The sequence below is a fragment of the Mycobacterium sp. 1465703.0 genome, assembly GCF_001672975.1.
GTDB lineage: Bacteria > Actinomycetota > Actinomycetes > Mycobacteriales > Mycobacteriaceae > Mycobacterium.
This window is the reverse complement of record NZ_LZKU01000197.1, coordinates 23,748-36,771: the sequence shown is the minus strand read 5'-3', so window position 1 is coordinate 36,771 and position 13,024 is coordinate 23,748. Positions and strand designations below refer to the sequence as shown.

General features: G+C 66.1%; 14 protein-coding genes. 9 read left to right on the top strand and 5 right to left on the bottom strand.

Features of this window, described 5'->3' with window-relative positions:
• Positions 1–453: 453 nt before the first annotated feature.
• Positions 454–777 (top strand): putative quinol monooxygenase, encoded by a 324-nt coding sequence (locus A5625_RS18335; RefSeq protein WP_066996966.1) that lies wholly within the window; start codon positions 454–456, stop codon positions 775–777.
• A 7-nt stretch (positions 778–784) separates the two neighbouring features.
• Here the strand turns inward: A5625_RS18335 and A5625_RS18330 are convergent, their stop codons facing one another.
• The gene (locus tag A5625_RS18330) at positions 785–1,465 is read right to left on the bottom strand and encodes a guanylate cyclase (RefSeq protein WP_066996986.1); all 681 of its coding nucleotides are present in this window, start codon (positions 1,463–1,465) and stop codon (positions 785–787) included.
• A gap of 156 nt (positions 1,466–1,621) precedes the next feature.
• On the opposite strand from A5625_RS18330, the gene A5625_RS18325 reads away from it, so the two are divergent.
• A complete protein-coding gene (locus A5625_RS18325) occupies positions 1,622–1,813 on the top strand; it encodes a hypothetical protein (RefSeq protein WP_066996963.1) in 192 nt (63 codons plus the stop codon).
• Here the strand turns inward: A5625_RS18325 and A5625_RS18320 are convergent.
• Positions 1,783–2,616 carry an adenylate/guanylate cyclase domain-containing protein gene (locus A5625_RS18320; protein WP_066996989.1) on the bottom strand — a complete coding sequence of 278 codons (834 nt, stop codon included), beginning with the start codon at positions 2,614–2,616 and terminating at the stop codon, positions 1,783–1,785. The genes A5625_RS18325 and A5625_RS18320 overlap by 31 nt on opposite strands.
• Positions 2,617–2,737: 121 nt before the next feature.
• On the opposite strand from A5625_RS18320, the gene A5625_RS18315 reads away from it, so the two are divergent.
• The gene (locus tag A5625_RS18315; protein ID WP_066996983.1) at positions 2,738–4,147 is read left to right on the top strand and encodes a glucose-6-phosphate dehydrogenase; all 1,410 of its coding nucleotides are present in this window, start codon (positions 2,738–2,740) and stop codon (positions 4,145–4,147) included.
• Between the two features lie 15 nt (positions 4,148–4,162).
• Positions 4,163–5,185: a phosphogluconate dehydrogenase (NAD(+)-dependent, decarboxylating) gene (gene gnd / locus A5625_RS18310; protein WP_066996959.1), complete on the top strand. Its 1,023-nt coding sequence runs from the start codon at positions 4,163–4,165 to the stop codon at positions 5,183–5,185.
• A gap of 51 nt (positions 5,186–5,236) precedes the next feature.
• Here gnd and A5625_RS18305 read toward each other — a convergent pair whose 3' ends face one another.
• Positions 5,237–6,100: an alpha/beta fold hydrolase gene (locus A5625_RS18305; protein ID WP_066996956.1), complete on the bottom strand. Its 864-nt coding sequence runs from the start codon at positions 6,098–6,100 to the stop codon at positions 5,237–5,239.
• Positions 6,101–6,222: 122 nt separating this feature from the next.
• Here A5625_RS18305 and A5625_RS18300 point away from each other — a divergent pair, with 122 nt between their 5' ends.
• The 3 genes from A5625_RS18300 (at position 6,223) to A5625_RS18290 (ending at position 8,971) form a co-directional block, all read left to right on the top strand.
• Complete coding sequence (locus A5625_RS18300) at positions 6,223–6,693, top strand: VOC family protein (RefSeq protein WP_066996953.1); 471 nt, start codon at positions 6,223–6,225, stop codon at positions 6,691–6,693.
• A 114-nt stretch (positions 6,694–6,807) separates the two neighbouring features.
• On the top strand, positions 6,808–7,716 hold the full coding sequence (locus A5625_RS18295; protein ID WP_066996951.1) for an alpha/beta fold hydrolase: 909 nt from the start codon (positions 6,808–6,810) through the stop codon (positions 7,714–7,716).
• 16 nt (positions 7,717–7,732) lie between these two features.
• Positions 7,733–8,971: a wax ester/triacylglycerol synthase domain-containing protein gene (locus A5625_RS18290; protein WP_232003749.1), complete on the top strand. Its 1,239-nt coding sequence runs from the start codon at positions 7,733–7,735 to the stop codon at positions 8,969–8,971.
• Here A5625_RS18290 and A5625_RS18285 read toward each other — a convergent pair whose 3' ends face one another.
• Together A5625_RS18285 and A5625_RS18280 are read right to left on the bottom strand one after the other, a co-directional pair.
• Entirely contained in the window at positions 8,972–9,586 is a 615-nt protein-coding gene (locus A5625_RS18285; protein WP_066996977.1) for a hypothetical protein, read from the bottom strand.
• Complete coding sequence (locus A5625_RS18280) at positions 9,583–11,175, bottom strand: pyruvate, phosphate dikinase (protein ID WP_232003748.1); 1,593 nt, start codon at positions 11,173–11,175, stop codon at positions 9,583–9,585. Before A5625_RS18280 ends, A5625_RS18285 begins: the two co-directional genes overlap by 4 nt.
• A gap of 228 nt (positions 11,176–11,403) precedes the next feature.
• Here A5625_RS18280 and A5625_RS18275 point away from each other — a divergent pair, with 228 nt between their 5' ends.
• Positions 11,404–11,925, top strand: coding sequence for a DoxX family protein (locus tag A5625_RS18275; RefSeq protein ID WP_066996945.1), 522 nt, complete (start codon positions 11,404–11,406; stop codon positions 11,923–11,925).
• Between the two features lie 125 nt (positions 11,926–12,050).
• Entirely contained in the window at positions 12,051–12,611 is a 561-nt protein-coding gene (locus A5625_RS18270) for a hypothetical protein (protein WP_066996942.1), read from the top strand.
• Positions 12,612–13,024 lie beyond the last annotated feature (413 nt).

Genomic DNA, 13,024 nt, shown 5'->3' with positions numbered 1-13,024 from the left:
AACGAGCAATCGCGACCGCGCCAAGCTTTGACCCCTTCGGCAATGGCGAGGCCCGCGATCACCAGTACCGGCGCCGGCTCCCTGATTCAGCTTTATCCGGCCACGCGGGAATTGCGAATTAATAACGAATACGACGCAAGATTCTCCATTTAATGGAATGGCTCTTTCTGGGCTTTGGAATCGGCAATACGGTCACTGCGCCGGAAAGTGAAATGCGGCCGAGGCTGGCTGATTTGTGAGCTACACCACGAACGACCGATTCCTTGCATTGCGGCATGAGTGCGCTCATGTGTCACTTGTGACGCATGAGCACTCTTTGCTGTAACCATTACCGAAGGAAAATTTCGTCCACCCTCCCGCCACTCCGGCCGCCGCGCTTCGCCGGCGGCCGGATAGGCTGGCGCTGCCCGCGGCGATTGGCGGGTGTAACTCCGAGTAGCGAACGGGGCCGCAATGATCTTCATCGTCGTCAAGTTCGAGACCAAGCCCGAGTGGACCGACCGCTGGCCCGATCTCGTCGCATCGTTCACCGCGGCGACTCGGGCCGAAGAAGGCAATCTGTGGTTCGAGTGGTCACGCAGCCTGGACAACCCGGCGGAGTACGTCTTGGTGGAGGCGTTCCGCGACGACGAGGCGGGCGGTGTTCACGTCAACAGTGATCACTTCAAGCGGGCGATGCAAGAGCTCCCGCAGGCGCTGAAGTCAACGCCCAAGATCATCAACCAGACCATCGACGCGGCGGGCTGGTCGGAGATGGGTGAGATGGCGGTCGAGTGATTCTCGACTAGCCGACCGCAATCTCGATCTCGTCGCCCAGTGCGTAGCCCGGTGCGAGCGGAAGCTTGTCACCGCTCCAAAAGTTGCCGGGGTCGAAATAGTTGGAGTACTTCACCGTGCTGAGCAACCCCATCTCCTCATAGGTGATCGCCACCGTTTCCGCGCAGTAGGCCGCCTCCAGCCCGAGCCGCTGTTGCTCCTTTTGCCGCTTTGTCGATTCGCGAACCTTCTTGTCCACGAACGGAACTCCCCGCACCCAGTCGTAGGCATTCGGCAGTCGGCCGCGTAGCCACCGGCCGGTCAGGCGCATGGTGGTGGGAAACGCGGTGCCGTCCATCCGGGCGATCACCCGCAGCAGCTTGTTCTCTTGCTCCCGGGTAGCCGGTGGAGTCAGCTGACGTAGCCAGCACCGTTGGTGGTAGCGCTGCGACCACTGCAACACCGATTGCGCAAGGTCGTTGAGTTGCACGCCACGATGATTCGTTCCGGTCCACAGGTCGGCGAGCTTGTCGCCCAGTTCGGCGTGCCAGATCAGCGGCGGCAAGTCGTCGATGGCCACCGTCATTCCGACGTGGTTCACCGGGCTGTTGGTCAGCGTCTGGATGGCGCGATCCGGTCCCGACCCACCACGAAACAGCCACAGGTCCCCGGTGCGGGTCTCTTCGAGCGCTTGATTCAAGGTGAGCATTGTCGTGTAAGCCCGTTCGCCGCTGCAGTTTTCACCACTGGTCGTCACCACTATCAACCCCGCGGTACGTCACGCGCGATGTGTTGTCGTACGTTGCGGGCACACAAGTCAATCACAATCGGGGCTCAACGACCCGGTTGCGCATACCCTGGTGTCATGCGCAGTGTGTGGAAGTGGCTGGGATTGGCCGGTGCCGCGGGCGTCGTCGCCGGGGGCGTGCTGGTGGCTCGTGACCAACGCCAACGACGCGCATACACCGCCGACGAGGTCCGCGATCGCCTGCACCAGCGGCTGGCGGAAACCAATGGGGAAGGCGTTCAGTCCGAATCGGACTCGGCCGGAGCCTGAACGGCGAACAAGCGATAGCTGCCCGAAAAGCCCTTCAGTTCCGCATCGCGTCCGCCATCGAATCGGATGTCCTCGGAATCGGAAAGCGCGTCTCGCACTGGCTGACTCACCAGAATCTCACCACCGATCGCCTGGCCGGCGACTCGTGCCGCCATTGCGACGTTGCGGCCGAACAGATCATCACCGCGGCGTACCGAACGTCCCATGTGAATGCCGATCCGAACCCGAATCTCGTCGTGTCGCTTGCGTTTTGCGTCCCTGCGCAATGACTGCTGCAAGTCGATGCCGCACAGGACAGCTTGGTCGGCCCGAGCGAAGGCGATCATGAATCCGTCGCCCTGGCTCTTCACCACATGACCGGACCTTCGCTGCACCAGATCTGAGACCAGCTTGTCGTGCGAGCTGATCAGCTTGACCCATGCCCGGTCGCCGATCCGCTCGTTGAGCGCGGTGGACTCCTCGATGTCGGAGAACAAGATCACCACCCGACCGTCCGGCGTGACGCGGGCCAGGTCGGGTCGCTCGACTTCGGCCCAGTCCGCGAGGTCCTCGATGCTGCTGCGCACCGCGGCGCCGAAGCCTTCCTTTCGCATCAGGTTGGCGGTGTTCCACACCCGTTTGACGGCCTCGCGGCCACCCGACAGCAGCTGAGTGCGGGCGTCGGTCCGCTGGCGCAGCTCCTCGAGCTCCTGCTGGCTGCGCACCAGCAACCGCCACAGCACGATTAGCCCGACGCCTTCGATCGCGGCGATCCCGGCCAGGGCGTAGATCGTGATGTGTAGCGCGTCCGGCATGCCGGTTATCCTTTCAAGGCTGCGGTCCACCCAGGTTGTCGGCCCCATCGGCAGTGTCTAGTGTTGAGTCCGCCGGCCGCGGGTAGTGATCTCAAAGGAGCCGATCAGGTGACTTTCGAGGGGAGCGGTGTTGGGCGAGGACGACAGTAACCCATCTGACCTGCTGGTGATCTTCGGAATCACCGGTGATTTGGCGCGCAAAATGACATTTCGGGCGTTGTACCGCCTCGAGCGTCGCGACATGCTGAACCACCCGATCGTGGCTATTGCCAGTGACGACATCACCATCGAGCAGCTGAAGGATCGGGCGCGGGACGCCATCAAGGCGTCGGGGGAGAAGTTCGACGAGGCCGTGTTCGACCGGCTGGCCGACCGGCTGTCCTACCTGCACGGCGACGTCACCGATGACGACCTCTACAAGCAGCTCGCCAAGCAGATCCCCGCGAATTCCCATCCGCTCTACTACCTGGAAATGCCGCCGGCTTTATTCGCGCCGATCGTGGAGAACCTCGCCAAAGCCGACCTGCTGGAGCAGGCGCGGGTGGCGGTGGAGAAGCCGTTCGGCCACGACCTGGACTCGGCCCGCGACCTCAACAAGCGGCTGCGCGCGGTGCTCGACGAGGACCAAATCCTGCGCGTGGACCACTTTTTGGGCAAACAACCCGTCGAAGAACTGCAATACCTGCGGTTCGCCAACCAGGGGCTCGCCAAGCTGTGGGACCGCGACAGCATCTCCGAGATCCACATCACCATGGCTGAGGACTTCGGCATCGAGGACCGCGGCAAGTTCTACGACGCGGTGGGCACGCTGCGCGATGTCGTGCAAAACCACCTGCTGCAGGTGCTCGCGCTGGTCGCCATGGAGCCGCCGGTCGGCGCCGGCGCCGACGACTTGAACGACAAGAAGGCCGAGGTTTTCCGGGCGATGCCGGCGCTGGATCCGGAGCGTTGCGTCCGCGGCCAGTACCGCGGCTATACCGACGTCGCAGGCGTGGCAAAGGATTCCACCACCGAGACCTACATCGCGTTGAGAACCGAGATCGACAACTGGCGCTGGGCCGGGGTGCCGATCTTCCTGCGCGCCGGAAAAGCGCTGCCGGAGAAGGTCACTGAGGTCCGGATGTTCCTGCACCACGTTCCGGGCTTTTCCTTCCTGCCCAACCGCCGGCCGCCCGAGTGCAATCAGATCGTGCTGCGCATCGACCCCGACCCGGGGATGCGGCTGCAGTTGTCCGCCCAAGCCGGCGATTCGTGGCACGACGTCCACCTGGACTCGTCCTTCGCCGAGGATCTCGGCGAGCCGGTCCGGCCCTACGAACGGTTGCTCTACGCCGCCTTCAACGGAGATCGCCAGTTGTTCGCCCGCGAAGACGCCATCGAGGAGACATGGCGAATTGTGCAGCCGGTGCTGGACAAACCGGGCCGCATTCACCATTACGAACAGGGCTCGTGGGGACCCGAGGCAGCACAGGCGCTGTTGCGTGGCCACCACAGTTGGCACCAGCCGTGGCTGCCGCGCAGCACGTCCACCGAACAGTAAGGAGACTCAGACACGATGCAGCTTGGGATGATCGGCCTAGGCCGAATGGGCGCGAACATCGTCCGTCGCGTCGCCAAGGGCGGACATGAATGCGTGGTCTATGACCACAACCCCGACGCGGTCAAGGCGATGGCAGGGGAGGAGAGGACCACCGGGGTGGGCTCGCTGCAGGAGCTCGCCGATAAGCTGACGGCGCCGCGGGTCGTCTGGGTCATGGTGCCGGCCGGCACCATCACGACTGGTGTCATCGAGGAACTGGCCAAGACGCTGGATTCGGGTGACATCGTCATCGACGGTGGCAACTCCTACTACCGCGACGACATTCGCCATGCGAAAACGTTGTCGGAGAAGGGCATTCACCTACTCGACTGCGGTACGAGCGGCGGCGTGTGGGGCCGGGAACGCGGCTACTGCCTGATGATCGGCGGCGACGACGAGGCATTCCTGCACGCCGAGCCGATCTTCGCCACTGTCGCGCCGGGCGTCGACGCTGCGGCCCGCACGCCGGGTCGCGATGGGGAGGTCGCTCGGTCGGAGCAGGGCTATCTCCACTGCGGGCGGGCCGGTGCGGGGCACTTCGTCAAGATGGTGCACAACGGCATCGAGTACGGCATGATGGCCTCGCTCGCCGAGGGGCTGAACATCCTGCGCAATGCGGACATCGGCAAGCACGTGCAGGAGGGTGACGCCGAAACCGCGCCGCTGGAGCACCCCGAGTTCTACCAGTACGACTTCGACATTCCGGAGGTCGCCGAGCTGTGGCGGCGCGGCAGCGTCATCGGCTCTTGGTTGCTGGACCTGACCGCGACCGCGTTGCACGATTCGCCCGACCTCAAGGAATTCTCCGGACGGGTTTCCGACTCCGGGGAGGGCCGGTGGACCGCCATCGCGGCGATCGACGAGGGCGTCCCCTCGCCGGTGCTGACCACCGCGCTGCAGTCTCGCTTCGCCTCGCGTTCACTGGACGACTTCGCCAATAAGGCGCTCTCGGCGATGCGCAAGCAATTCGGCGGGCACGCGGAGAAGCCGGCGAACTAGCGGCGATCGCGAGCGCGGCGCAGCCGGGCGAAGGGGGTCGCCGCCGGCGAACTAGCGGCGATTGACGAACGCCACCACCGCGTCGCTGAACGCGTCGTTGTCGTCGCCGGCAGCGGTGTGCCCCGCGTTGGACAGCTCGACGAACTCGGCACGCGGCACGGTGGCCAGGAAGTGCCGAACGCCTTCGGGGCTGACCACGTCGGACAGCTTGCCGCGAATCAGCAAGACCGGGATTCTCAGGTTCTTGGCGGCCTGCTCGAAGCTCTCGGTGCGCAGTTCGGGATCGTCGCCGGGCTTGGTCATGAACGCCGGATCCCAGTGCCAGTACCAGCGGCCATCGCGCAGGCGCAGATTCTTCTTCAGCCCCTCGGGACTGCGCGGCTTGCTCCGGTAGGGCAGGTAGGCGGCAACGGCGTCGGCGGCCTGCTCCAGCGAGTCGAAGCCGTCGAGGCCGCTGAACATGAAGTCGCGGATACGGGCGCTGCCGCCCTTTTCGAATCGGGGGACGACGTCGACGAGCACCAACCGGGTCACTTTGGCGGGGCCGGCCCGGTGAGCGGCGAGGATGCCGGTCAGCCCTCCCATGCTGGCCCCAATGATGGTCACCGGCCGGCCGATCGCGTCCAGCACCCGCATGACGTCGGCGGTCAGCGTTTCGATCTCGTAGTCGGCGTCGGGGGAGCGTGCGCTGTCGCCGTGTCCCCGCGAATCCAGCGCCACGACGTGCAGACCCTCATCGGCCAGTGTTTGACCGGTGTTTTTCCAGGAAAACCGGTTTTGACCGCCGCCGTGCAGCATCAGGATGCTCGGCCGCCCGGCGCCGCCGGAGTCGCGGTTCCACTCATCGGCGACCAGGGTGATCCCGCCGACACCGGCAAACTCCACCGTCTCGGGACTGCTGCTGACGGTATTCATGCGATCTGACGTTACATAGGCCGGTTAAGCACTGTCCGGCGGGTGGACAACGCGGTGAGTTTTCGTCGGCGACGGGGTCTATCAAGGGCAGAAACCAACGATCCATCAAGGAGGCCGCGAACATGCCATCGATCACCCCGTCGTTGTGGTTCGACGACAACCTGGAGGAGGCAGCCAGGTTCTACACCTCGGTGTTCCCCAACTCCCACATCGAAGGGTTCAACCGGACCACCGACGCCGGACCGGGGGAGCCTGGCACCGTCCTGTCGGGCAGCTTCGTGCTGGACGGCAGTCGGTTCATCGGGATCAACGGCGGTCCGCACTTCCGGTTCACCGAAGCGGTCTCGTTCACCATCCACTGCAAGGACCAGGACGAGGTCGACTACTACTGGGACCGGTTGACCGACGGTGGCGAGGAGTCTCAATGCGGCTGGCTCAAGGACCGTTTCGGGCTGAGCTGGCAAATCGTGCCGGACCGGCTCTACGAATTGATCGGCGATCCCGACCGCGCGCGTGCGGCAGCGGCCACCAAGGCGATGTATGGCATGCGCAAGATCATCATTGCCGAGCTGGATCGAGCCGCCGCGCTGTAATGGTGAAAAGTGCTGGTATAGCAATGATTTGGTGCTCTGCCGGCTAGGGTCGGTGCGTCGTGAGGCCGCACAGGTTAGGTTGATCCCTGCGGAGGCGTTGAGCAGGGAGTGAACATGGCTGAACCTGGTTGGATCGACGTGACCGGCCCTGCGGGAAACCTGAAGGCCCTCACCTGGGGGTCGAAAGACGGTCCCATCGCGTTGTGTCTGCACGGCTTCCCGGACACCCCCTACGGCTGGCGCAAGATCGCGCCCCGGCTCGCCGATGCGGGATGGCGGGTGGTGGCGCCTTTCATGCGCGGGTACGCGCCTTCGTCGATCCCGGTCGACAACAGCTATCAGGTGGGCGCGCTGATGGACGACGCCCTGCGGGTCCGCTCCGCCGCGGGCGGCACCGACGACGACGTGATCATCGGCCACGACTGGGGCGCGCTCGCCGGCACCGGCCTGGCCGCCATGCCCGACAGTCCATTCGCCAAGGCGGTGATCATGTCGGTGCCTCCGTCGGCGGCGTTCCGCCGGCCCGGTGGTGGCGCGGCCGAACGGTGCCGGCTGGCCGCCTATCTGGTGCGTCAGGTGTTGCGCAGCTGGTACATCATGTACTTCCAATTGCCTTGGCTGCCTGAGCGTTCGGCTTCCTGGGTGTTGCCGTTGTTGTGGCGGCGTTGGTCGCCGGGCTATCGCGCCGAAGAGGATCTGCGCCATGTCGACGCCGCTATCGGCGCGCCGGACAGCTGGCGTGCGGCGCTGGGACCGTACCGCGCCACCATTCGCAACACCCGGCCGTTGGCGCAGTATGCCGTATTGAACCAGCTGTGGACCGAAGAACCGGTGCTGCCGTGCCTGTACCTACACGGACGCGACGACGGTTGCATGACACCGGCTTTCGCGCGCTGGGCGGAGAAGGTGCTGCCCGCGGGCAGCGAGGTCGGCATCGTCGAACACGCGGGCCATTTCCTGCAGCTCGAACAGCCCGACAAAGTGGCCGACCTGGTGCTCGGGTTCATCGGATCGCCCGGCTGACATCATGGCTCAGATTGTGTCGGGGCACCGGATGGCGGCCGTCGATGCGCAGTTCTACTGGATGTCGGCCAAGATTCCGAGCGACGAGTTCTTGCTCTACGCGTTCGACGGTGAGCCGGCCGATTACCCGCGTGCCGTTGAGGAACTCTGCCGGCGGGCCAACGCCGACCCGGCGCTGCGGATGCGAGTTCTGGACCGGGGTCGGTGGCGCTACCCGCAGTGGGTGCCGGTAGCGGTCACGCCCGAGCAGGTGGTCCGCCACGAAGTCGCCGACCGCTGGGACGGTGTCCTGGCTGGTGTCGCCGGCCTTGCCGATGACCAACTGGACATTCGCCGGATGGCCTGGCGGCTGCACGTGTTCAGCCCGGTGCACGGTATTCCGGGCGTCAGCGGCCCGGGGGCGGTCGCGGTTTTGCAGGTCGCGCACGCGCTGGCCGACGGCGCTCGCTCCGCGGCAATGGCGGCCTGGTTGTTCGGCCGGGCCGATCCCGTGCCCGAGGTCCCGCCCGCACGGCCGGGCTTTCTGCCGTGGCGAGCCGCGCAGGCGGCGCGCGCCCATCGCCAGTTGATGCGCGACATCGACGCGGGCCAGCTCGGCCCCGGGGCCGGATCACGGCCATTGCTGCCGACGAATGCGCGCCCCGAAGGCGTTCGCGCGGTACGTACCTTGGTGCGCCATCGTTCGCAGATACCCGGTCCCACGGTCACCGTCGCCGCGCTGAGTGCGGTATCCCGGGCCCTGTTCAATCTGCTCGGTGAGCAATCTGATTCGTTGGGCGCCGAAGTCCCGATGGCCAAACCCGGTAGACCGCAAGCGCACAACCATTTCGGCAACATCGTGGTGGGGCTCTACCCCAAGCTGGAACCCGATGCTCGCGCCAAGCGGATCGCGGCCGACCTGGCCAACGGGCGGCGCCGCTTCGACCACCCGGCCACCCGGGCTGCCGACCGGGCGTTCGCGGCGGTGCCGGCCGGGCTGCTGCGTTGGGGCATAGCGCAATTCGATGCCGAACAGCGAGCGACGCAAGTGTCCGGTAACACCGTGGTGTCCAGCGTCAACCGCGGAGCGGCCGATCTGAGCTTTGGCGGTGCCCGGGTAGTGCTGACGTCGGGATACCCGGCGCTGTCGCCGATGATGGGGCTGACGCACGGCGTGCACGGCATCGGCGACACCATCGCGATCAGCGTGCACGCGGCAGCCTCAGCGGTGCCCGACGTCGACGCCTACCTGGGGCTGCTCGACGCGGCGCTCTAGCTACTGCGCGTCGCCGGCTCGGGCCGCCTCTTCGCGGGTCAGACCGACGACGACGATCAGCTCTTCATGCAGCTCGAACCAAACCGTGTGGTAGGAGTCGATCAGCGGCCGGGTCAGCCACGCGGTCTCGCCCGCCTTCACTTTGTCCAGTGCCGCAGCCAGTTTCGTCGCGTAGGCATTCAGCCTCGGCAGCTGCGCCGCGGCGCTTCGGATGATCGGTATCACTCGTGCGTGCACGTCATCGAGGCGGGCCAACACGGCGGCGTCGTATTCGGCGTCGTCGTGCGTGTTGGGCGATCCCTCCGGGCCGCCCTTGAGCTGCCAATCCGTCACCAGGCGTTTGAAGTCGGCGTTGACGGCGCGAAAGTCGTCGTACGCGCCGGCCATTGCGGCCGGATCGATGCCCGCGCGCTCCTCGGCGAGCAACGTCGCGAGCCGGTCGCTGCCGCTGCGGGTGATCTGCAACGTCGCGCCCTCGGCCAGCAGGCCCGCCGCGGTCAGCCGCTCGACAAGGATGGCGACAGCGTCGGGGTCTTCTCCCAGCGTCGCGGCCAGGTCCGCGCGGTTCACCCTGCCCTTGAGCCGAACCCCTTGTAGCACCGCCAATTCGGTCACAACCCACACTCCGACGCCAGCCGTAGCGCGGTCAGCATCACGATCAACGGCGTGGCCGACACCACGTCGCTGTTGCCGCTGTCCAGGGCGGCGCGCACCGCGGCCTCGGAGGTGTCGTCCAGCCGGACGTGGTCGCCTGCGGCGTGAGCACGCAGTGGGCTGACCCGCCGTGCGATCTCGGCGAGTTCGCGAAGCTCCGGCGTGTCGTCTTCCGACCACGCGGACAACCTCAAATCACCTTCGCGCACTTCGCCTTCGGCGCCGTCCACGGTGATGCGCTTGCCGGCCAGCGACGCCACGACGCCCTGACCGCAGCCCACCACGGCCACCCGTCCCAGTTCGCGGCTGACCACGGCCGCATGGCTGGAGGCACCGCCGACCTCGGTGACGATGCCCTGCGCGGCCAGCATGCCTGACACGTCTTCGGGCCGGGTGTGATCACGCACCAGGATCACCCGCTCGCCGCGCTCGGCGGCGCGCAGTGCCTCGTCGACGTCGGTGTACGCCGTTCCCGACGCCACACCCGGGCAGGCCGGCAGACCTTTCGCCAAAAGCGGTGCCGCCAAACGTATTTCCGGCTGCAACGCGGGTCGCAGCAGGGTCTGGACGTGCGCCGGCGTCACCCGCCGCAGAACTTCCGCATCATCGATAAGCCCCTCGTGCCGGAGCTGCAGCGCCAAGCGCACCGCCGCCTGCGCCGAGCGCTCCGCGGACCGAGTCTGCAACAACCACAGCTTGCCGTCCTCGACGGTGAACTCGATTTCCTGTATGTCGGAGTCGAGCCGCTCCAGGTTGCGGGCGGCGGTAATCAGCTCGTCGTAGACGGCGGGCTGCTCGTCACGCAGCGCGGTGATCGGTTCGACGTCGACCGAACCCGATACCACGTCGTCGCCTTGGCCGCCGGGCAGCCATTCGCCGAACGGTTCGTTGTCACCGGTTATCGGATTGCGGGAAAAGAATGCTCCGGCACCGGAATTAGTGCCATGGTTGCCGAACACCATCGCCTGCACAACCACGGCGGTGCCGTGCTGATCGTCAATTCCGTAGTGAGCGCGATAGGCAACCGCGCGGGGTGAATTCCACGAGGCGAACACCGCCTGGATGCCGGCCCGCAACTGTGCGTACGGGTCGGACGGCACCGCCCGAAGTTCGCCGACGCCCACGATGCGCCGATACATGTCCGAGAAACGCCGCCGAGTGTCGCGGGCGAAAGCTTGGCCGCCGGTCGCCGCCAGCGCCTCCTCGACGGCATCGTTGATGCCGAGGTCGAGGATGGTGTCCATCATCCCGGGCATGGACTGGGTGGCTCCGGAACGCACGCTGACCAATAGCGGATGCGGGCCGTGCCCGAATGTGCGCGAAGTCTGTGCCTCCAGCCAGCGCATCCGGTCGAGTACGTCGTCCCATATCGCGTTCATCGTCGCGGTGGGATCGGCGAGGTACCGCAGGCCCACCGCGGTGGTGATGCAGAAGGCCGGCGGCACCGGCAGGTCAGACCGGCGCATCACCTCGACGCCGTGACCCTTGTTGCCCAGCAGTTCCCGCGGGTGGCTCGATCTGCCGTCCAGCAACACCACGGAGTGCTCGATAGGCGGGGCCTTCGGCGCGCTTGATGCGCTCTGGTGGGCGCCGCCTCGTGCGGTACGAGCCGTGGTGCACCCCCTTTATGGTGTCGCTACTCATCGGGCCAACGTCGGAACGCCCGCTATGTTCCCACACGGACCAGGCGATTAGGCGACGTAGCTGTTCGGCCGCTGTTCGGCCGCTGTTCGGCCGCTGCTGTCGTGCCACCGGGGCCATGATCTAGGTTTACAGATATGACTCCCTATGACACGTTTCACGACGTCGGGTTGCTGATCCTGCGGCTGGTGTTGGGCGTGACGTTGGCCGCGCATGGCTACAACAAGTTCTTCGGCGGTGGCCGCATCCCGGGCACCGCGCGGTGGTTCGAAAGCATCGGCATGAAGCCCGGTAAGTTCCACGCCACCGTGGCGGCGACCACGGAAATGGCCGCCGGTTTGGGTCTGGCCGTCGGATTGCTGACGCCGATCCCGGCGGCGGGCTTCGTCTCACTGATGCTGGTCGCGGCCTGGACGGTGCATCGCGCCAACGGCTTCTTCATCGTCAAAGAAGGCTGGGAATACAACCTGGTGCTGGCGGTCAGCGCCGTCGCGGTCGCCACGCTGGGTGCCGGCAAGTACAGCCTGGACTGGGTGATCTTCGGCAAGAACTGGATGGACGGCTGGCAGGGCCTGGTGATCTCAGCGGGGCTTGGCCTGGCCGGGGCGATCGGCCAATTGGCCATCTTCTACCGGCCGCCGGCCAAGCAAGCCGGTTAATCGGGGGTCATCGCCGTTGCCGTCGACAGCCGCGGCGACGCGCTGCGCTGCTTTCTTAAAGCGCGGCGCGCGTGACTAAGAGTTAAACTCACCGCCGTAGCTCTTTGCCCAGCAAAGGAGGCACCATGGCCCGCCTGCGTTCCCGACTGGCCCACGCGGGCGTGGTTACCGCCTTGACCGGTCTGACCGCCACTGGGTTAGCCACGACGGCCACGGCAGATCCCGCCACTCCCGCCAACAATCCGGCAGACGTGCAAACGCTGATGAGCCACCTCTCGGGCGGCTACACCCCAGCCGACTGCCATCCCGCAGGCGCGCACTCAGCCCTGGCTGTGGCCGCGGTCAACTGCGACAACTACTGTCACGATCCCGGCGGCCCCTGGAACGCGGATTACCTGCTGTACGCCAACGCCGACGATCTGAATGCCGACTTCCAGCGCAGCCTCGCGGAGGACCCGCAGACTCCGGCGCAACCGTTCCCGGATGGCACCAAGGGTCCGACCCAATGGGATCGCGGCGGCCACTACGGGTCGGTGGTGTTCGTCAGCGCTGGCCCAGATGACGGCGTCTATCTGGTCTGGACAGACATCCCCTCGCGGATGCTAGCCGTTGCTGAGCAGGGCATCGCCCCGGAGAGTACCCAAGCCGCCCTGTACGACTGGTGGCAGGCCGAGGGCGTTCGCTGATCGAGTTCGCGGGACTGTGGAGGTGGTCGAATGTCGGGCCGGAAAGAGCTACCCAGGATGCGCCACCGCGGCATAACGCCGCGCTCTGGCTCTCTACATTCAGCCGGGAAAAATAGGAACGGTGCCATGGCGAATCGAACGAGCAGAGCCGCAGCGTGCATAGGTGCTGGCGTGCTTGCACTGGCGCTCGGCGGTGTCGGCGGTGCAGGTATGCCGCGCACCAATGCTGCTCCTGCACCGATTGCGGCCCCGATGCCGATTGCCGCCCCTGCGCCGATTGCGGCCCCAACGCCCGCATCGCCGGACGGCGTTTGCTGTGCCGATGCCGCCCAACCCCAAGCAAGCGGCTCGGACTGCATAATTGGCTTGAACTGCGGCCAAATTCGCCCTCGCCCTCGCCGGACGGTGCCGGC

Coding starts and splice junctions, on each gene's coding strand:
- A5625_RS18335 (WP_066996966.1), top strand. CDS start 454: ATGATCTTCATCGTCGTCAAGTTCGAGACCAAGCCCGAGTGGACCGAC.
- A5625_RS18330 (WP_066996986.1), bottom strand. CDS start 1,465: ATGCTCACCTTGAATCAAGCGCTCGAAGAGACCCGCACCGGGGACCTG.
- A5625_RS18325 (WP_066996963.1), top strand. CDS start 1,622: ATGCGCAGTGTGTGGAAGTGGCTGGGATTGGCCGGTGCCGCGGGCGTC.
- gnd (WP_066996959.1), top strand. CDS start 4,163: ATGCAGCTTGGGATGATCGGCCTAGGCCGAATGGGCGCGAACATCGTC.
- A5625_RS18305 (WP_066996956.1), bottom strand. CDS start 6,100: ATGAATACCGTCAGCAGCAGTCCCGAGACGGTGGAGTTTGCCGGTGTC.
- A5625_RS18300 (WP_066996953.1), top strand. CDS start 6,223: ATGCCATCGATCACCCCGTCGTTGTGGTTCGACGACAACCTGGAGGAG.
- A5625_RS18295 (WP_066996951.1), top strand. CDS start 6,808: ATGGCTGAACCTGGTTGGATCGACGTGACCGGCCCTGCGGGAAACCTG.
- A5625_RS18275 (WP_066996945.1), top strand. CDS start 11,404: ATGACTCCCTATGACACGTTTCACGACGTCGGGTTGCTGATCCTGCGG.
- A5625_RS18270 (WP_066996942.1), top strand. CDS start 12,051: ATGGCCCGCCTGCGTTCCCGACTGGCCCACGCGGGCGTGGTTACCGCC.